Source organism: Pseudohoeflea suaedae (assembly GCF_004354915.1).
Classification (GTDB): domain Bacteria; phylum Pseudomonadota; class Alphaproteobacteria; order Rhizobiales; family Rhizobiaceae; genus Pseudohoeflea; species Pseudohoeflea suaedae.
On sequence record NZ_SMSI01000004.1, the window covers coordinates 133,314 to 152,713 of the forward strand.

Genomic DNA, 19,400 nt, shown 5'->3' on the forward strand with positions numbered 1-19,400 from the left:
ATCTCCCGGGCGTTTTCAATCTGGCGGCCGACCGGAGGCTCAGCCGCCGCGCAAGCGTTCCGACTGCTGATAGATGACGGTCGAGCGTGCACCCGAGCGGCAATAGCCGAGCAACGGCTTTTCCATTTCCTCGACCGCATCGACCATCGCCGTGACGGTTTCGGGCGTCACGCCCATCTGGCCGATCGGGATGTGGCGCATCTCGATCCCGAGTTCAGCCGCGGCATGGCGAACGCTTTCGAATGTCGGCTGACCGGGCTGTTCGAAATCCGGGCGGTTGCAGACGATCGAGCGAAAGCCGGCTTCCTTGATCTTCGGAAGATCCTCGGCGCTGATCTGGCCGGTGACGGCGTAATCGTCGTTGATCGGGCGGATATCATCCATGGAAAGCGTCCATCGTTGAATTGGCGGAGGATAAGGATGTACGGCGCGAATGCGGCCGGGTCAATCGGCCGGATCCAGCCACAGCCCGTCGACCCGTCACGAGTTGACGCTAAAACCTGCATCGAATAGTCAAGATTTCGCGTTCGCGTCGCGAACGACGCGCCATTTCTCTATCCGGCATTCCCAAGGACCCGCATTTTGGGCGAACGCGCACTCAAGACCGCTGCCTGGTTCATTTCGCTGGCATGCCTCGCACCGATCATCGCGGTGGCGATCGCGGCCGCCTCCGGCACCGCCGTCACCTGGAACGGGCTGATGGATACCGTGCTGCCGCGCTACACGCTCACCACGATACAGCTCGTCGTGCTTGTCGGCATCGGCACCGGGCTCGTGGGCACCGGCGGCGCATGGCTGGTGACAGCATGCGATTTCCCGTTCCGTCGCACCTTCGAAGTGGCACTCGCCCTGCCCCTCGCCTTCCCCGCCTATGTGCTCGCCTATGCCTACACGGATCTGCTCGACCATCCCGGTCCGGTGCAGACATGGCTGCGGGCCGTGACCGGCTGGGGACCGCGCGATTACTGGTTCCCGGAAATCCGCTCGCTCGGCGGGGCGGCAGCAATGCTGACCTTCGTTCTCTATCCCTATGTCTATCTGCTGGCCCGCGCGGCATTCCTCAAACAATCTCCAACGGCCTATTTCGCCGCCCGTACGCTCGGTCACGGACCCTGGAGCGCCTTCTTCCGCGTCAGCCTGCCGATGGCACGGCCGGCGATTGCCGGCGGCGTGATCCTGGCCCTGATGGAAACCATCGCCGATTTCGGCACCGTTGCCCATTTCGGCGTCCAGACCTTCGCGACCGGCATCTACAGCGCCTGGTTTTCCATGGGCGACAGGCTTGCGGCCTCGCAGCTTGCCCTCTGCCTTCTTGTCGTAGCCCTCGTTTTCGCTCTTCTCGAACGCGCCCAGCGCGGCCTTGCCAAGCGCTATCCGGCCGGCTCGCGTTTCGAGGCTACCGTGCGGCATGACCTGACCGGCTGGCGGGGCACGGTCGCCGTCCTCGTGTGCCTGATTCCGGTTCTCGTCGGCTTCATCGTTCCGATCTTCGTTCTTCTTCAGATGGCTGTCGATTCCGGTCACTCGCCGTTCTCGCGCCGTTACATGGGCTATATCGAAAACTCGCTCACACTCGCCACGATCACCTCTTTCGTCACCGTGTGCGCGGCAATCATCATCGGCTTCTGCGCCCGCATCGCCCCGAGCCTCGCGGCCCGCTTCTCGGCGACCACCGCCGGCATCGGCTACGCGGTGCCGGGCGGCGTGATCGCAGTCGGCCTGCTGGTTCCCTTTGCCGCGCTCGACAACATGATCGACGGCCTTGCCCGCGCTCATTTCGGCGTTTCGACCGGCCTGTTCTTCACCGGCACGATCGGCGTGCTGGTCATGGCCTACATGGTCCGCTTCATCGCGGCTGCCCTTGGCGCCTTCGATACCGGCATCTCGGTGATCAAGCCGAACATCGATGCGGCGGCCCGCACGCTCGGACGCTCGGCCGGCAAGATGCTCTGGCAGATCCATATCCCGCTGCTGACGCCCAGCCTGCTGACGGCCATGCTGATCGTCTTCGTCGATGTCATGAAGGAACTGCCGGCAACGCTCATCATGCGCCCCTTCAACTTCGACACGCTCGCAGTCCAGGCCTATCGCCTCGCCTCCGATGAGCGGTTGAACCAGGCAGCGATCCCCTCGCTGATGATCTTCGCCTTCGGCCTCCTGCCGGTCATCGTGCTGTGCTACTCGATCGGCCGGACGGGCCGCCCCAAGGCGGGCGACCTGCCGTCCGAAAACATGGGCCTCCCCGCAGCCTGAGACTTCTCCCGTCTCCAGACGCGGAAAGGCCGGCGGTCTTCCCAAACCACCGGCCCTTCCCGATAAGTGCGCCGGCCCGCGTGGCCTGCGCGCTGGCGCACTTTGCTTTGGCTTACTTGAAGCCGACTTCGTTGAAGATTTCCTGCGCGCGCGTCTGGTTTTCACCCAGCGCCGACAGGTTGAGCTCGTCATGCTTGAAGTCGCCGAGGCTCTCGACCGCGGAAGAAGCCTCGATGCCCTCGACAGCCGGATACTCGTTGTTGCCATTGGCGAAGAACGACTGAGCCTCGTCGGAGGTCAGGTACTCCATGAATTTCAGCGCGTTTTCCGGATTGGGAGCATGGGCGGTCATCCCGACGCCGGAAATGTTGACGTGGGTACCGTCGCCGTCCTGATCCGGGAACACGATGCCGATCTTTTCGATGCCTTCCGACAGCCCCTCGACAGTGCCGGCTATGCCGCGCGCGAAGTAGTAGGTGTTGGCCACCGCGATCTTGCATTCGCCCGAGACGATGCCCTTGAGCTGGTCGGTGTCGCCACCCTGCGGATCACGGGCGAGATTGTCCTTGAGACCCTGCGCCCATTCCTTCGCGGCCTCTTCGCCGTGATGGGCGATATAGGCACCCATGAGCGAGAGGTTGTAGATATTGGATGAGGTACGGATGCAGACCATGCCCTTGTACTGGGGATCTGCCAGCGCGGCGTAGGTCTGGGGCGGATTGTCGACACTGTCCTTGTCGTAGAAGATCACGCGGGCACGGGTCGACATGCCGAACCAGTGACCGTCCGGGTGCCGCAGATGCGCCGGCAGACGCTCGTTGAGCACGTCCGAATCCACGCCTTGGAGGAGGCCCGCATCGTCGGCGCGCCAGAGGCGTCCGGCATCCGCGGTGATGAAGAGATCCGCCGGGCTGTTCTGCCCCTCGGCCTTCATGCGCTCGATAAGCTCGTCTTCCTTGCCCTCGATCAGATTGACGGTGATCCCCGTCTCGTCCTCGAACTTGGAATAGAGCTGCTCGTCGACATCGTAGTGACGGCCTGAATAGATATTGACCTCCCCGTCGGCGAATGCCGGCGCGGCCCCGAAAAGGCCGATCAACGCGGTCGAAAGGACCAGACTGCGTAGCGTGGAATTGGTCATGCGGCGAAACTCCCTGAGAAATGCTTTTAAACTTGACTATTTTGGTCGCCTTTTGGAGCCCGCGTCAAGCCCGGTTCTCGAGGCTTGTCGGTTCAGGCCCCGTGACCGCCTGAAAACGATGGATTGTCACCGGCGTGACAAAGCGACGCGGAAATTCCTACCGGTCGTCCGGGCTGTTGAAAATCTCGAATACGTCATCGGCATGGCACAGCTCGGTTCCAGGCGTACGCGCCGCGGCCGCTCCTGCCGCCACGCCGAAACGGAACGCCTCGTCTATCGAATGGCCTTGCGCCAAGTACCAGACGAGCGCGCCGACAAAACTGTCGCCGGCACCAACCGCGGACTTGACCACCACATGGCGAGCCGGAACACGGAGAACCCGATCACGGCTGATCAGGAGCGCGCCTTCGCGACCGAGCGTCACGGTGACGTGCTCGGTCTTCCCGTCCTCGACCAGCGCCCGCGCGGTCCGGATCACGCCGGCCTCATCGAGTTTCCGCCCTGCCAGCGTCTCGAGTTCGCCGAGACTGGGCTTGAAAAGAAAGACGCGAGCATTGTCGAGCGTGGCCTTGAGCGCCGGCCCCGACGTATCGAGCACGAAGCGCGCTCCGTTGGAATTGGCGATATCGGCCATCCGCGCATAGGTATCGAGCGGCGCATGGCGCGGCAGGGAACCGCTTGCGATCACATAGTCGCCCGAAAACCCTCTGACTACCTCCATCGCCTGCGCGAATTCGTCTTCCGAAACTTCCGGGCCTTCGGGCACGAAACGATATTCGAAGCCGCTTTCCTCCTCGTAGACCATGAACGCGATACGGGTCTGCTCGGCGATGGAGATCGGATGAAGGTCGATCGAAAGATCAGACAGCATGCCCTCGAGCAGGGTCCCCGTCTGCCCGCCGGAGAACATCATCAGGTGCGGCTTGTCTCCTGTCCCGCCCTGCGAGGCCGACAGCATGGCGATGACCCGCGCGACATTCACCCCTCCTCCGCCGGGATGCCAGCGCTGATTGCTCGTGCGGATCTTCCGGGTGGCATGGATACGAGCGGTGTCGCTGGAAATATCGATCGTCGGATTGAGCGCAATGGACAATGTCCTGGACATGATAAGACCTACACGAAACGAGATTGGATGGCGGAACAGGCGGCGATGCATTCAACCGTAAGCCACACGAGAACAGCAAGCCTTGACCGGGGTCAATTTCAGCGAGCTGTGAAATTCGCGTCCCGTCACCGGAATATGATCGCTCCGCCCTTTGACTTGGAGCGGCTTAAGAGGGAGAGAAGAGGCAAAGGAGCACGACCATATGACCGCAGACACTTCCTCGGCCTGAGCAGCGGCGCTGCAGCCCTCGCCCTTCTGCCGCAGGCGGCCCGCGCCAAGACGTTGACGCCGGAGGAAGTGTTCGAAGACGCCCATGCACCGATACTCGGCAATCCGGAGGGGGACGTCACCATTGCGGAATTCTTCGATTACCAGTGCTCCTGGTGCAAGAAGATCCATCCCGACATGATGGATGTGGTTGCAGAGGACGGCAATGTCCGCCTGATGATGAAGGACTGGCCGGTCTTCGGCGAGGTGTCAGTTTTCGCCGCACAGGTCGCACTCGGTGCGGCGCAGCTCGGCCGGTATCCCACGATCGTCGATACGCTGATGGGCATGAGTGGCCGGCTGTCGCTCGAAAGCGTGAGTGAGGCGGTGGAGAAGAAGGGCATCGCAATGGACGACATTGCCGTTGCAGTGCGCGCAAACAACCAGACGATCTCGGATTTGCTCACCCGAAACTGGCATCAGGCCGAAGCTTTCGGCTTCACCGGCACACCGTCTTTCGTCATCGGCACCACCACCTACCGTGGTGCCTTGACCAGGACGGCCCTGCGCGAGGCCATTGACAAGGCGCGTGACGAGGCGCGCGGATAGACTGGACCGAAAATGATCGGCAGGAATGCGGAACAAAATGCCGCCTTGCGAGTTGGCACAATGAGCCCGCGCCTGCACCGGGCTTCGGGGAAGCTGCGCGGCGACAGCATTCGTGAGGTGTGCAGGTGTTGAATATTGAACCTCAAGGATTTGATTACCAATGGATTTAGGCAGTTTAGACCCGGCCCAGCTCGGCGCCGCGACTTCGAACATCTTCGCGCTCATGGCCGGGCTGATTACCGCCTATGCCTTCTCCGTGGTGGGCGCGATCATCATTCTGGTCATCGGCTTCTGGATCGCCAAGAAGGCGAAGACCGGCGTCTTTCACCTCGTCAACCGAAAGGGCGAAACCACCCTTGCGCATTTCCTGGCGGGCGTGGCGCGCTATGCCGTGCTCACCATCGTCATGGTCATGGTCCTGCAGCAGTTCGGGGTCCAGACGGCCTCGATCATCGCCGCCCTCGGTGCCGCCGGCCTGGCGATCGGTCTGGCGCTTCAGGGCACGCTGCAGAATATCGCAGCAGGCGTGATGCTGCTCTTCCTGCGTCCCTTCAAGATCGGTGACTTCATCGACACGGGTTCCGCTACGGGTACCGTGCAGGAGATCGGCCTGTTTGCGACCGAACTCAAGACGCTCGACGGTCTCTATCTTCTTGCCCCGAACTCTTCGGTCTGGGGCAGCGAGATCACCAACTTCTCCTACCATCCCCAGCGCCGTTTCGACCTGACCGTCGGCATCGGCTATGACGACGATATCGACCTGGCGATGAACACGCTCGAGGAAATCGTGCGTGGCGATTCCCGCGTTCTCGACGACCCGGCGCCTTTCCTCTTCGTCAGCAATCTCGGCGACAGTGCCGTGGAAGTGGTGGCCCGCGTCTGGATTCCCACGTCAGACTGGTGGCCCGCAAGCCGGGAACTGACAAAGAAGGCGAAACAGACCTTCGACGAAAAGGGGCTGTCCATCCCCTTCCCGCAGCGCGACCTTCACATCTACAAGACCGACGTTCCGGTCGACTGACGCCGTCACGGGCGCGCCGGCGCGAGGGGCAGATCACCCCGCTCGCGCCGGCTCCAGGCAACCAAAACGGGCGTCCGGCGTTTGAATCGTCGAGACGATTTTTTTGTCCTTGGCTTTGCCGCAATGCGATGGCATGAGCGCGAAACTCGCCGACCGAAGCGGTCGCCCCTGGAGCGTTTTGCATGTATCAGTATTTCCGCCGTGATGACGCGGGCAAAGCCCCGCATCGGTCATCCGGCCAGAGCGGTGTGCCGGCCTCCACCCGCGACACGCGGCTCGATGTGTTGCGCACCATCTGCCTGATGATGATCTTCATCAATCATGTGCCGGGGAACCCGCTCGAAATCGTCACCTCGAAGAATTACGGCTTGTCCGATGCCGCCGAGGCCTTCGTTCTGATCTCGGGCATTGCGGCGGGCTTTGCCTATGGCCGCAAGTTCGGCGCCGGGGAAAAGCTGCTCACGACGTTGCGGGCCTGGCGCCGCGCCGGCGTCCTCTACGTCGCGCAGATCATGACGACGATCGCCTCCATCGCGATTTTCGCCCTCTTCGCCCTCGGCTGGTCCGACCCACGCCTTTTCGATACCATCAACATGGGACGCGTGTTGGAGGACCCCGCACGCGGCATCCTCGGCATCGTCACGCTCGGTCACCAGCTCGGCTACAACAATATCCTGTCGATGTATGCCGGCATTCTCCTGATGCTGCCCTTCTTCCTGCTGATCTCCCGCTGGCGTCTCTGGGCGATGGTCCTCGTTTCCGTCGCCATCTGGCTCGGCGCCGGTCTGTGGTCCATCGGTCCCCGCACCTATCCCGGCGAAGGCTTCTGGTTCCTCAGCCCCTTGTCCTGGCAGGTGATCTTCATCCTCGGCATCGCCTGCAACCTGCACATTGCGCGCGGCGGGACCATTCCACGCAACAAATGGCTCATTCTCGCCGCCATTGCTTATCTTGTGGGCTCATGTGTCTGGGTATGGGTGCCATTGTGGGGATGGGAACGGGTGCTCCACCTGCCACGCATTCTCTCCGGCTTCGACAAGACGTTTCTGTCGCTGCCGCGGGTGCTGCACATTTTCGCCATCGCATATCTGATTGCCGTTCTGCCGTGGCTGTCGGCCATCTTCAGGTTGCGCAGCAACAACCCGCTGGCCGTCATCGGCCGGCATGGCCTGCCGATATTCATCTTCGGCACCCTGATGGCGATCACAGCGCAAGCCTTCATCAAGGTCACCTTCGTCGGTCCCGTGACCTCGGCGATGATCGTGATCGCCGGGCTCCTGCTGCACATCGTCTATGCCTATTATCTGGAATGGCTGGGCCGGCTGAAGCGGCAGGCTTCAAACGGCAGACGGGCAGCGGCAGGCCCCGCGCTGCCGGGCCAGGTCGCAGCCCCGAAGGATATCGCGGCCAAGGCACCCAATGCCGGGGCCTCGCCGCGCGGCATCGCCTCCTAGGATTTCAGCACCAGGGCTGGCGACGGCCCGTCCAGGTTCTCGCCAGGCCTTCCGAGACGAGCACGTCGCCCAGCGATCGGCCGTCTCGTACGAGCACGCGCAACTTCCGCCCGTACCGGTCCGTATCGCGATCCGGCCAGGCGCGGAGCTCGAACGGCCCCGCATTGACGAGCTGGATCAGCCGGCGGGTCGCCTTTTCTCCCAGTGCCTTTTCGGCCTGACACCCCGGCTTGCTGATCTCCGGCGTATCGATGTCGGCCACCCGGATCTTCGTTCCGCTCATCCAGAGCGTGTCGCCATCGACCACGCAATTGACCCGCACCGCGCCATGACAGCGACCGAAGGTCGGGCTCGCGCCGGACCGGTTCGAAGCGGGGCCGGACGAAACCTGGGGTACACGCAGCGAAGAGGTTGAAAGCGGATCGACGACGTCGTCGCCCCAATGCGAGAGGGTGGCTCCGATACCGAAACCGGCGACAAGCAAGGCGGACAGGCCGAACGGCAATCGCCGCCGTTTCCTGCGATAGGCAATGACCTTGCCCTTGTGCTGGCGTTTGACTGACATATGGGCGGCACCTCCGGCAAAAGAGGTACCCGTCATATGCTTAAGGCAACGCTAACATTCCAGGTCAAAACCTGCTGGACGGAAGCTTCAGACCGCGGGCGAGACGGCCTGGCGGTAGCTGCGCGGAGACATGCCGAACAGGCGGGAAAATTCACGGCTGAACTGGGTCGGACTTTCATATCCCACCGCAAGGGCTGCAGTCGACACAGGCTCCCCCTGCGCCGTTATCAGACGCTGGGCCTCCATGAGCCGCATGTGCTTCTGATACTGGAGCGGCGTGGTCCCGCAGACATTTCGAAAATGCTGATGGAACGTCGTTTCGCTCATGCCGGCCTGACGCGCCAGTTCAGGCACCCGGAGCGGCTCGGTGAAATGCTGCCGAATGAACCGCGCAGCATCGGAAATCCGCGCGGTATGGCTGCCGCCCGAGGCGACGCGCCGCAGCACGTCGCCATGATCCGCCGTCAGCAGCCAGAAGTGGATTTCGCGGATGATACCCGCCTGAAGGAACGACGCCGCGGCGGGTTTCTCCAGAAGCGCGAATAGCCGCGCCATCGCATCGATCAACGCCTCGCTGGCTTCCCCCGACGCAATCGCCGGGATGCTTCCCTCGTCCGTGGCCGCCGCCTGCATCTCGCTGGCAAGCTCCCGTATGAGCGCCACGTCGAGACGCAGAGCCAGGGCGACATAGGGCGCTTCCGGAGACGCCTCGATCACCTGTGCGAATGTCGGAAGGTCCATGCCGACGACAACCGAGCGACCGGCGGCAAAGGTCACTTCCCTTTCATGCAACCAGGCCTGTTTGGCGCCTTGCAGCACCAGGCAGAAAAGCGGCTCGTAGACCACGGGAAACGGGTCCGAGGGACCGAGATGACGCGACACGTTAAGATGTGCGATCGCCGTCGGATACGGCAGCCCTTCCACCGCATTTTTCTCCGCATAGGCAAGGACACTGTCTTTCAGGCGCTCAAGCGACATGGCTTCATCTCCAAAGGATCGCACAGGTTTCTAACCATTTGCGGCATCAATTCCCAGCGCCAAATGCGCAACACCGGAGGAATAGGCAGATCATGCGGCGAATACGGCAGGCAAACAATGCCGCTGCGCTCTATCTCGATGACCATCCACTGAAAGGAGACCTGCTTATGAAAATGACCGGCAACACCATCCTGATCACCGGCGGCAATGGCGGCATCGGCCGCGCGCTCGCCGAAGCCTTCCTTGCGAAGGGCAACGAGGTGATCGTCACCGGCCGCGACAAGGCCAAACTCGAGGATGTGGTCTCAGCCAATCCGGGCATCCACGCGATGGAACTCGACGTCGCCGACCCGAAGGCAATCGAGGCCTTCGCGCAAAAGCTGACGGCCGATTTTCCGGCCCTCAACGTCGTCATCAACAATGCCGGCATCATGCGCCCGGAAGAGGCAAGCGAGGCCGCGATCGAGACCGCGGAGGCGACGGTCGCCACCAACCTTCTCGGCCCCATCCGGCTGACCACGGCCCTCCTTCCGCATCTTCTCGGCAAGGATGACGCGGCCGTGCTCACCGTGTCTTCGGGTCTGGCATTCGTGCCGCGTGCCACGTTCCCGACCTATTGCGCGACGAAGGCTGCGATTCATTCCTGGTCGATGTCGCTGAACCATCAGCTGGCCGGCACGTCCGTGCAGGTGATCGAGCTTGCGCCGCCCTATGTGCAGACCCAGTTGACCGGCGCCCACCAGGCGAGCGATCCGAACGCGATGCCGCTCGCGGACTATATCTCCGAGACCATGCAGATCCTCGAAAGCGAGCCCGATGCGCGCGAAATCCTCGTCAGCCGGGTACAGCCCCTGCGATGGGCCGAACGCGACAGAAACTTCCAACAGGTTTTCGGCCGGCTCAACGGCTGACCGGAACGGGGTCGGCGGAACTCTTCCGCCGTATCCCTCCTCCACCCCTCAGGCCTTGCGGGAAAACAGCCCCGCAAGGCCGGCCACAAGCCAGCCTGCCATCATGGTCACGCCGCCTGCGGGTGCAGCCATGGGAAACAGCCGGGCCTCGCCGAATTCACGCAACGCGAGGTCCGAGCCGAAGAGCGCTGCGCCGATGAAGAGCAGAAGCCCCGCAAGACGCAGGACCGGCTGGGCCTTCCCGAACAAGCCGATCGCCAGCAATGCGGGTGCGTGGGTGAGGCAGACGAGAGCCACTGCCCCCATCAGCCGCGGATCGGCACCGGCATGGGCGCTGACGGCAGCCGCGGCGACGCCGGAAATACCCAGAAGTCCGGCGGCGAAGGTTTCAGCCCTGTTCATGATGGAGCCCTCTCGATGCAATTCTGATCGAGGACATAACGCCCATCGGGCCATTTAGACACCTGAAAGATTGCCGCATCCGGCTTGTCCACCTTGCAATGCCCGCTGCGGATTGCGTGTCACTTCCCGCACGCTTACACCTTGGAGATACCCGCCCCGATTCGAAAACCGTAGCGCCGTTCCGGCAGTCGAGTAGCGATGTCCTCCAAACATGCCGTCCTCAAGGAAGTCTTCGGGTTCGACGGTTTCCGCCCCGGCCAGGAACGCATCGTCGACTGCCTGCTCGACGGCCGCCATGTGCTGGCCGTCATGCCCACGGGGGCCGGCAAGTCCCTCACCTATCAGGTCCCGGCGCTGTGCAAGGGCGGCCTGACCGTCGTCGTCTCCCCGCTGGTCGCTCTGATGCAGGATCAGGTGGCAGCCCTCAAGCTGGCCGGCGTGGCGGCCGAGAGCATCAATTCCGCCGCCAGCCGCGATGACAATATTGCGATCTGGAAACGGGTCGCGGCCGGCGAGGTTCGCATTCTCTATCTCGCGCCGGAACGGTTGATGACCGAGCGGATGATCGGCGCGCTGCAGCGCATCGGCATCAGCCTGATCGCGATCGACGAGGCGCACTGCATCTCGCAATGGGGGGCATCCTTCCGCCCCGAATACGACATGCTGCAGAACCTGCGCTCGGCCTTTCCCGGCGTTCCGATCGGCGCGGTGACGGCGACAGCCGACGAAGCCACCCGCCAGGACATCATGGGCAAGCTCTTCGGCGGCGATTCGGATCTCTACGTGGCCGGCTTCGACCGCCCCAATATCAGCCTGACCGTGCAGCCCAAATCGAGCACCCGGAAACAGCTCCTCGCCTTCTTGCAGAACAGGCCCGAGGAAAGCGGAATCGTCTATGCCCTGTCGCGCAAGTCGAGCGAGGAACTGGCGAAATTCCTTTCCGACAACGGGTATCGCTCGGTCCCCTATCACGCCGGCCTCTCGCCCGAGCAGCGCGCCGAGGCGCAGAACCTGTTCATGACCGAGCCCGGCGTGATCGTCTGCGCGACCATCGCCTTCGGCATGGGCATCGACAAGCCCGACGTGCGCTTCGTCTTCCATGCCGACATGCCCGGATCGCTCGATGCCTATTATCAGGAGATCGGCCGCGCCGGCCGCGACGGCGCGCCGGCGGACGCCCACATGGTCTTCGGGCTTCAGGACATCACCATGCGCCGCCGCTTCATCGACCAGGAGCATACCGACGACGAGCGTCGCCGCCGCGAGCACAAGCGGCTGGATTCGCTCGTTGCCTATTGCGAGGCGCCCGAATGCCGCCGTCAGGCCCTCCTGTCCTATTTCGGCGAGACATCCAAACCCTGCGGCAATTGCGATGCCTGCCTGAGCCCCGTCCCCACGGTCGACGGCACGGAGGACGCCAGGAAGATCCTGCTGACCGCCGAGATGACCGGCGAGCGCTTCGGCGCCACCCACCTCGCCGACCTTTTGCTCGGCAAGGCCAATGCCAAGGGGCAATCGCTCGGCCACAACCAGTTGCCGGTCTATGCGACGGGTCGCAACCAGCCCCGCCATGTCTGGCAGTCCCTGATCCGGCAGATGGTGGGCGGCGGCTATCTCACGCTCGATGTGGCCGGTTACGGGGGTCTGTCGATCGCACCGAAGGGCCGCGCGCTGATAAGGGGTGACGGCACGTTCCGCTATCGCGCCGACATGATCCGCGCCGCCCGCCCGTCGGAAAAGAAGGCTGCCCCGGTGATCGACGCGAGCGTGCCGCAGGAGCTGCTCAGCCGCCTGAAAACACGCCGTAGCGAACTCGCCCGCGAGGGAGGCGTGCCCGCCTATGTGATCTTCTCGGACCGCACGCTCATCGAGATGGCCAGGGAACAGCCGCGCAATCTCAGGGAATTCGAAATGCTCCACGGCGTCGGCGCAGCCAAGCTCGAACGTTTCGGCGAGGTGTTTCTGCAGGAGATCAGCACGTTTCAGCAACAATAATACCCAGGCCGGACCTCAACGGCAGAAGCGTGACCGTGTTTTCGCTTGAAGTTGCCGATCACGCTCCGGATTTCGCTTGGCCATTGCTGCACGATATGCTCATAAACAAACCATATCAGTGCGGACCGCAGCATCTCGGCAAGGATTGCAATGCTGAATACGTCTTCGGATGGGGTCCGCTGCGAGGGGGAAATTGTCGATGGCAGGATCTGAAAAAGCTACGCTGCTGCTTCTGAGCGGCGGCTCCCTCGTCGGGCAGAATGTGGTTCAAGCCATTGCCGACCGGCGAGACGACGTGCATTTGATTGCCACCAACAGCACTGCCCGTGCGCCCTCGCTGCTTGATTTCGATGAGGTCCATCTTCTTCCCACGACACGCGATCATGAAAACGCGGTGCTTGACCGCATCATCGATATCGTCAGGTCGACACGGATCGATCTCATCGTTCCCTGCCGGGATGACGACGTGCTGGCATGTGCAAGGCTCGTCGAGCGAGCCCCGGAGCTTCGATCGAAGACCCTTGCGGGCAGCGTGGAAACTGCCGAGGCCATGCTGGACAAACATGAGAGCTGGGCCTTTTCCCAAAAATACCGCCTGCCCTTTGCGGCGTCGGTTCTGCTCGATGCACCCGATCTGGCGGAACGATTGAATGGCCCCGCCTCCTTTCCGCTCATCGTGAAGCCGCGCTCCGGTTTCGCCTCGCACAGCGCCACAATCGTCAACGACATGTCACAACTCCTCGGGATGGCTCCGAACAGCGAGCTTGTGGCCCAGGAGTTCCTCGGCGATCCCGCCAGGGTGACTGCCTACATGTCGAGCGTTGCTGGTGGCGCCGTGCCGTTGTTTCATTCGTTCGAAGGCGACAAGGTTTCGATACAGACGGTCATAGGACCTGACGGCGAGCACAACGACATCATCGTGACCAGGCACGTGATGCGGTCCGGCGTTTCCCTCAACGTTGAGATTGACGATGCCGAAGATGCCCATTCGCTTGGCAGGACCTGCACGGCAGCTTTCGCCGATGCCGGGTGGCGTGGCCCGCTGAACATCCAGTGCCTGCGGCGCCCGGACGGCTCCCTTGCGATCCATGAATATAACGGACGCTTCACCGGCGCCACGGCGTCGAGGCTTCATCTCGGTTTCGACGAAGTCGGAACGGCGCTGCGTGTGTTCGCGGGTATCGACCTGGCTCCTTCCCAGATTGGGCTTCCACGTCTGGCTATCGGCAAGCAGATGGTGACACGCTCGGTCCCGCAATCATTCGAGACCGAACTGAAGGCGAGCGGACACTGGCGGAGGACCAAACCATGATAATCGACGTGCGATGCAGATATACCGCCGGTGCAGCTGCAAGCTACTACCGTGCGGCGCTTGCCAAGAGCGGGCGGCTTCCTCTGATCCGGTCTGTCAATGAAGGCACGGAGGAAGCCTTTTTTTCCGAGATCGCCGAGGCCGGCATCACGACAGCCGTATCAGCATCCGGCTTCAATCCCGGAGCACGCCTGGGAAAGTACGACTTTCCCGATCGGTTGGCCTCCAATGACGTTCTTGCCGACGTGCAGGCGCGAAACCCGGCCCGCTTCGTCGCCGTCGGCGGCATTGATGTCAGCAACCAGTTCCACGACGGGCTTGCCGAGATCCAGCGCTGCAAGGAGGAACTCAGCGTCAATATTTTCAACGTCGAACCCGGACGGGCGCCCGGCTGCAATCCCGATGATGAAAGACTATTCCCCTTCTATCGACAGATGGAGAAGCAGGAAGGCGTTCTCATTCTCCAGACGTCCGGCCTCAAGGGGGGCCAGTATCTCAACTATGCGCATCCCGATCGGGTCGAGCGCATTGCGGAGCATTTTCCGGGACTGAACATCGTCTGCGCTCATGGCTGTTACCCCTATGTACGGGAAGCGATCGTGATTGCCATGCGCCGCAGCAATGTATGGCTCTCTCCCGAGGGCTATCTTTGGCATCTCGGTCATGAGGACTGGCTGAGGGCGATCAACAAGAATTTCGAGAACTTCTCCAGCAGGTTCCTGTTCGGCACGGCCTATCCGCTGACGCCCATAAAACCGTTCGTCGAGAACTTCCTCGCCCTTGACTGGAAAACGGAATTTCTGCCGAGAATGCTCTACATGAACGCCCTTGAGGCGCTCCGGTTGAAAGGCACCGGGACGTTCGACAGTTTCTACGGCACGGCTGACGAGAACCGACCCTAGCGTCTGTCGAACAGACGCCGTTTTCACTCGTGCACGGCAGGCTATCCCTGCCGGTCACGTGCATCGAAAAAGGCGTTCATCTCCGCCACGCATTCGAGGACATTGGCCTCCTGACGGGCCATGTCCTCGGAAATCTGCAACGGCAGGAGATGCCGCGTCGAGCGTGCCCAGTCCAGCCGGTCCAAACCGTAGGCGACGCCATAACGCAGGGCCGGATCAGGCTTCCATTGCTCCTCCGTCAGGCCTTCCTGAGGCTCGACAACGGCGTCGCAACCACAGAGGGCCGCGAACTTGAGATAGGCAGTTCGCGTATCATAGGAAACAAAACGCTCGACGGACTTGAAGATGGCGGACACTTCCTCGTGCGACTTTCCATCGATGAGTATCCAGTCCGCCGCCTCGGCCGGAAGATCGCGCCCGCCACCCTTGCGCCGGCAATAGGCCGTGCCTGTCCGCCTCACCGCCTGCCCCTGATCATTGTACAGATGAAGCGGATAGTCATTGACGGCCAGCTTGCGCGTCGACAGGCGGGACCCTTCCGCAAGCCGGTTGACGACGGGCTGCACCTTGAAGCGGAAATATAACTCCCCCGGCCCGAAATGCCCCCACGGGTCGAGCTCTCTGGGAGCGTTGAGATGCCACCGCACGACGTTCATTGCCTTCAGCGGATTACCCGCGATCGTTCCCGGATAGACGACGATCCAGGTGTCATCGAGATCCGGGACGCGGAACAAGGTTTGCGAGCGATATGCGGGATTGGTCCGAAACCGTCTCAGATAACGCGTTTTCGCGGCTTGCCACATATCGCTTTCCGGCAGCAGCCGGTCGGGAAGAAGAAAAGCCGCAATTCCCTGCCGATGCATGACGTCCGCAAGCTTGTGCAGCGCGATGATCCCGCCTGACAGATTTGAATACTGAGGCGTCACGACAGCGATTTTCCGTGCGACCTTCAACGAAACCTCCCAAAACGCAATAGACACTCTTGTGCTTGAAGCAAATCCAGATACATCAATAACATCAGCAAATGCCAATTAATCTTAGTATCCAGATACTTGAACATGACGATACGCTTCATAGAGAACAAGCAGCCTGACCTCGACCGGGTTCGGGAATTGTTGTCCCAGTGCTCTGACCGGAACCACTGGGCCAATGAAGGCCCTCTTTTCGGACAGATGGCGGATGAATTCGCACGGCATGCAAGCCTTCCAGACGGCCGAAAGCTTTTTCCGTGCTCGAATGGCGGGGTGGCGCTTGAGGCGATGGCGCGGCTCCACGATCTGAAAGCGGGCAAAAAGCTTCGCTGGGTCGCCAGCGCCTTCAGTTTTTCCAATCTCGGTCGGGGATATTTCTCCGACGTCGTTTTCCTGGACTGCGACGAATGCGGGCTGCTCGACCAGAATGCGCTGGCGGCAGAGCCACTCGACAGTTTTGACGGCATCGTTCTAACCAACCCCCACGGACTTTACCGAGATTTTTCCGCCTATGCCAATTTCGCGGTGAAGCATGGAAAGGCGTTGATCATAGACAACGCGGCCGGGATGCGGGAGCAGTTGCCTGACTGGCCATGGCAGAGTTTCAGCCTCCACCAGACCAAGCCCTATGGCGCAGGGGAAGGCGGACTTGCCCTTGTTCCCGAGGAGGCGGTCGAGGACATCCGCATGTTGCTGAGCTATGGAACGATGCCCGAGCCTGCGGAGGCATGGCTCGGCAATGGCAAGATCTCGGACATTTCCTGCGCCTTTCTGCTCGATCGATTGCAGCGGGCCCACGAATGGAAACCGGCCTATCACCGTCAGGAGGCGCGTGTCAGGAAAATTGCGGCGCGGCTCGGCTTCTCGGTTCTTTCCGACCCCTCGGATGATCTGCCCGTCAATAGCCTTCCGCTTCTGGCGCCCCATCCCATCTCACGCGAACACATGAAGTCCCCGATATGCCTGCCCGTCGGCAAGTTCTACAAACCGCTTGCCGAACTGCCGACAGTCACGTCGTTTTTCGCTCGGCTCGTCAATGTGGCCTGCCATCCCGATATTGCCCAACTCAGCGATTGTGACATCGAGGCCGACCTGCGCCGGTTGATGGGGGAAGTGCCGGAAAGCGTCTCTACCCTATAAAAAACCCATTACAATTTATTGTTTACCACTGCGTTCTACAGTGTGGCGCATGGAGCGTCCCGAAGCGTATCCGCCACACGCGAAGAACAAGAGTACCCATGCCCCGATCCTCCGCGACAGGTAAGCACGCGTTGTGGAACCCGTTCACCTTCGTCGGCCATGGCCTGGCCTCGAAGGAGCGTGTCGACGAGGCGCTGAACGAACTCTTCAGCATCAAGCCGCATCTGTCCGCCGCGCTGGGAATGGGTCTCGCAGCGCTCAGTGCCGCACTGGCCGGGTCGGTTCCCGCCGCTGTCGCCGGCGCCTCGATCGCGATGATCGGCCTCGTGATCCGCTTCATGCTCAAGCGCCGGTTCAAGTCACGGAACGAACAGGCATCGCATCGCGAGATCATACGCCTCTTCGTCCTCGCATCGTCGGTGACGGCACTGACATGGAGCCTCAGCGCTGGCCTTCTGTTCTACGCCGGCTCGACGGCAACCAGGATGCTCGTCATCGGTGTCGCCACCGCCTTCGTCCAGGGCGCCGCGGGCCGCGCCTACATGATGCCCGGCATGGCCCTGATCAACATCCTCGCCGTCATCGGCGTGGTCAGCATTGCGGGATATGCAAGCGGAAACGTCTATCTGCTTCCCGCAGGCGTGGTCTATTTCTGCTTTCTCAAGGGCTATCTCGCGCAGGTGGTCGGCCACCGGCTGCGGCAGCTGGAAGCCGAACAGACCGCGGACAGGCTGTTCGCCGAAATTCTCGAGAAGAACGAACTCCTGCGCGTCGCCAATGAATCCCTGGCCGCCAAGGCCTACAAGGACCCGCTCACGGGTCTGGCGAACAGGCGGGAATTCGACCGCGAGATGCGTAGCGGTCTCGAAAAGTCCGAACGCTGCGGACAGGCCCTTTCCCTGCTGATGATCGACGTCGACCACTTCAAGTCGTTCAACGACACCTATGGCCACCAGGCCGGCGACGAATGCCTGCAGATGCTGGCCAGATCGATCGCGCAGACCGTCACCGTGCCCGGCAGCCTCGTCGCGCGATATGGCGGCGAGGAATTCGTCGTGATCCTGCCCGCCACCGACGGGGCGGCGGCACGGGTGATCGCCGAACAGATCCGCATGCAAGTCCGGATGAACGACATGGACAGCCTCCACGGATCGCCGCAGCGCCAGACCGTCAGCATCGGCGTGGCGTCATGCCCGGCGGGCGCCACCCATAGCAGCGAGATCATGCTCGCAGCCGCCGACGCGGCGCTCTACCAGGCCAAGAAGACCGGCCGCAACCGCGTCTGCGCAAAAGGCCACGACACGCCCCCGCCCGCCACCCTGGCAGGCTGAACAAAAGGTTTACGGGGAAATTTTTGGTGGGCCTGGAGGGACTCGAACCCCCAACCAAGCGGTTATGAGCCGCCGGCTCTGACCAATTGAGCTACAGGCCCGAAAACGGTGCGGAACCGTTCGGGAATTCGCGGTTGAGGTGAGGCTTCGGCCAGCATCGTGCCGGTGATAGTACCGGTGCCGGATGCGCCTCGTGCCTGCCCCGCGAAGGCCGCTTGCGGATGTAGACGAAAAGAACGCGCCGGACAAGGCTGCGGGCGCCGCATTCCGTCCACAATCACAAGCCATGACTGATATACACTTTTATCCATTATCGAGGAGCTTTTCATGTTGTCATCCCGTCTGGCCGGCCGGCCGCTGATGCTTGCGCTGGCGCTGTCCACCGCCAGCCTCGTTCCACTTGGGACTCCCGCCTTCGTCTCTTCCGCACTGGCGCAGGAAGAGGCCGCGAAGGCTTCGGTCATCACCGTCTTCGCCGAAGGCACGGCCTCCGTCGTTCCGGACATGGCCGTCATCAACCTCACGGTCCTGCGCGAGGCCGATACGGCACGCGAGGCGCTGGACGCCAATACGGCCGCGATGAACGAGGTTCTCGCCGCGCTCAAGGAAGACGGCATCGAGGATCGCGACATACAGACCTCGAATTTCTCGATCCAGCCGCGCTGGGTCTACCCGAAGAAGGACGACGGCAACCAGACGCCGACGATTTCCGGCTATCAGGTGACCAACGGGCTGACCGTGCGCATCCGGAACCTCGAGCGCGTCGGCGATATTCTGGATACCTCGATCACGCTCGGCGTGAACCAGGGCGGCCAGATCGACTTCACCAACGACAAACCCGACGAGACGATCGGTCAGGCGCGCAAGAATGCGGTGATGAATGCCCGGAAGAAGGCCGAGGAAATGGCCGAGGCGGCAGGCGTCACGCTTGGCCGCATCACCTCGATGTCGGAACAGTCTTACGCCCAGCCGATCCGGATGGCGCGCAGCAGCATGTTGAAGATGGCCGCAGACGAATCGGCGCCCGTTCCTGTCGCCGCCGGCGAAAACGAATACAGCGTCTCCGTCTCCATGAGCTTCGAGATCGTGCAGTAAGCTCCCCC

18 protein-coding genes and 1 tRNA gene are annotated in these 19,400 nt (G+C 62.1%); 11 read left to right on the forward strand and 8 right to left on the reverse strand.

The features are described from left to right. Positions 1-39: 39 nt before the first annotated feature. Positions 40-384, reverse strand: coding sequence for a protein tyrosine phosphatase family protein (locus E2A64_RS16635; protein WP_133285643.1), 345 nt, complete (start codon positions 382-384; stop codon positions 40-42). A gap of 198 nt (positions 385-582) precedes the next feature. Between E2A64_RS16635 and E2A64_RS16640 the strand changes: the two genes are divergently transcribed. After that, a complete protein-coding gene (locus E2A64_RS16640; RefSeq protein WP_133285644.1) occupies positions 583-2,253 on the forward strand; it encodes an ABC transporter permease in 1,671 nt (556 codons plus the stop codon). A gap of 112 nt (positions 2,254-2,365) precedes the next feature. On the opposite strand, the gene E2A64_RS16645 is transcribed toward E2A64_RS16640, so the two are convergent. Further along, entirely contained in the window at positions 2,366-3,394 is a 1,029-nt protein-coding gene (locus E2A64_RS16645; protein WP_133285645.1) for a Fe(3+) ABC transporter substrate-binding protein, read from the reverse strand. Between the two features lie 157 nt (positions 3,395-3,551). Beyond that, on the reverse strand, positions 3,552-4,499 hold the full coding sequence (locus E2A64_RS16650; RefSeq protein ID WP_133285646.1) for a 1-phosphofructokinase family hexose kinase: 948 nt from the start codon (positions 4,497-4,499) through the stop codon (positions 3,552-3,554). A gap of 297 nt (positions 4,500-4,796) precedes the next feature. Here E2A64_RS16650 and E2A64_RS16655 point away from each other — a divergent pair, with 297 nt between their 5' ends. The 3 genes from E2A64_RS16655 (at position 4,797) to E2A64_RS16665 (ending at position 7,790) form a co-directional block, all read left to right on the forward strand. Continuing rightward, a complete protein-coding gene (locus E2A64_RS16655) occupies positions 4,797-5,315 on the forward strand; it encodes a DsbA family protein (RefSeq protein ID WP_244598343.1) in 519 nt (172 codons plus the stop codon). A gap of 160 nt (positions 5,316-5,475) precedes the next feature. Further along, complete coding sequence (locus E2A64_RS16660; protein WP_133285647.1) at positions 5,476-6,336, forward strand: mechanosensitive ion channel family protein; 861 nt, start codon at positions 5,476-5,478, stop codon at positions 6,334-6,336. A 182-nt stretch (positions 6,337-6,518) separates the two neighbouring features. After that, positions 6,519-7,790 carry an OpgC family protein gene (locus E2A64_RS16665; RefSeq protein WP_133285648.1) on the forward strand — a complete coding sequence of 424 codons (1,272 nt, stop codon included), beginning with the start codon at positions 6,519-6,521 and terminating at the stop codon, positions 7,788-7,790. A 4-nt stretch (positions 7,791-7,794) separates the two neighbouring features. Here the strand turns inward: E2A64_RS16665 and E2A64_RS16670 are convergent, their stop codons facing one another. Beyond that, a complete protein-coding gene (locus tag E2A64_RS16670; RefSeq protein ID WP_133285649.1) occupies positions 7,795-8,355 on the reverse strand; it encodes a thermonuclease family protein in 561 nt (186 codons plus the stop codon). Positions 8,356-8,442: 87 nt separating this feature from the next. Further along, positions 8,443-9,333 (reverse strand): AraC family transcriptional regulator, encoded by an 891-nt coding sequence (locus E2A64_RS16675; protein ID WP_133285650.1) that lies wholly within the window; start codon positions 9,331-9,333, stop codon positions 8,443-8,445. Positions 9,334-9,500: 167 nt separating this feature from the next. Here E2A64_RS16675 and E2A64_RS16680 point away from each other — a divergent pair, with 167 nt between their 5' ends. Next, on the forward strand, positions 9,501-10,244 hold the full coding sequence (locus E2A64_RS16680) for an SDR family oxidoreductase (RefSeq protein ID WP_133285651.1): 744 nt from the start codon (positions 9,501-9,503) through the stop codon (positions 10,242-10,244). A gap of 48 nt (positions 10,245-10,292) precedes the next feature. Here the strand turns inward: E2A64_RS16680 and E2A64_RS16685 are convergent, their stop codons facing one another. Further along, on the reverse strand, positions 10,293-10,646 hold the full coding sequence (locus tag E2A64_RS16685) for a DUF423 domain-containing protein (RefSeq protein WP_133285652.1): 354 nt from the start codon (positions 10,644-10,646) through the stop codon (positions 10,293-10,295). A gap of 198 nt (positions 10,647-10,844) precedes the next feature. On the opposite strand from E2A64_RS16685, the gene recQ reads away from it, so the two are divergent. From recQ to E2A64_RS16700, 3 genes are all read left to right on the forward strand, one after another. Next, complete coding sequence (gene recQ / locus E2A64_RS16690; RefSeq protein ID WP_133285653.1) at positions 10,845-12,641, forward strand: DNA helicase RecQ; 1,797 nt, start codon at positions 10,845-10,847, stop codon at positions 12,639-12,641. 193 nt (positions 12,642-12,834) lie between these two features. Continuing rightward, entirely contained in the window at positions 12,835-13,953 is a 1,119-nt protein-coding gene (locus E2A64_RS16695; RefSeq protein WP_133285654.1) for an ATP-grasp domain-containing protein, read from the forward strand. Beyond that, positions 13,950-14,855 (forward strand): amidohydrolase family protein, encoded by a 906-nt coding sequence (locus tag E2A64_RS16700; RefSeq protein WP_133285655.1) that lies wholly within the window; start codon positions 13,950-13,952, stop codon positions 14,853-14,855. Before E2A64_RS16695 ends, E2A64_RS16700 begins: the two co-directional genes overlap by 4 nt. Before the next feature lie 41 nt (positions 14,856-14,896). On the opposite strand, the gene E2A64_RS16705 is transcribed toward E2A64_RS16700, so the two are convergent. Further along, positions 14,897-15,886, reverse strand: coding sequence for a hypothetical protein (locus E2A64_RS16705; protein ID WP_133285656.1), 990 nt, complete (start codon positions 15,884-15,886; stop codon positions 14,897-14,899). 27 nt (positions 15,887-15,913) lie between these two features. Between E2A64_RS16705 and E2A64_RS16710 the strand changes: the two genes are divergently transcribed. Together E2A64_RS16710 and E2A64_RS16715 are read left to right on the forward strand one after the other, a co-directional pair. Next, entirely contained in the window at positions 15,914-16,966 is a 1,053-nt protein-coding gene (locus E2A64_RS16710; protein WP_133285657.1) for a DegT/DnrJ/EryC1/StrS family aminotransferase, read from the forward strand. A 98-nt stretch (positions 16,967-17,064) separates the two neighbouring features. Next, on the forward strand, positions 17,065-18,297 hold the full coding sequence (locus E2A64_RS16715; protein WP_133285658.1) for a GGDEF domain-containing protein: 1,233 nt from the start codon (positions 17,065-17,067) through the stop codon (positions 18,295-18,297). Positions 18,298-18,321: 24 nt separating this feature from the next. Here E2A64_RS16715 and E2A64_RS16720 read toward each other — a convergent pair. Beyond that, a tRNA-Ile gene (locus tag E2A64_RS16720) sits at positions 18,322-18,398 on the reverse strand. A 226-nt stretch (positions 18,399-18,624) separates the two neighbouring features. On the opposite strand from E2A64_RS16720, the gene E2A64_RS16725 reads away from it, so the two are divergent. Next, entirely contained in the window at positions 18,625-19,392 is a 768-nt protein-coding gene (locus E2A64_RS16725; protein WP_206662468.1) for an SIMPL domain-containing protein, read from the forward strand. The last annotated feature ends 8 nt before the right edge of the window (positions 19,393-19,400 follow it).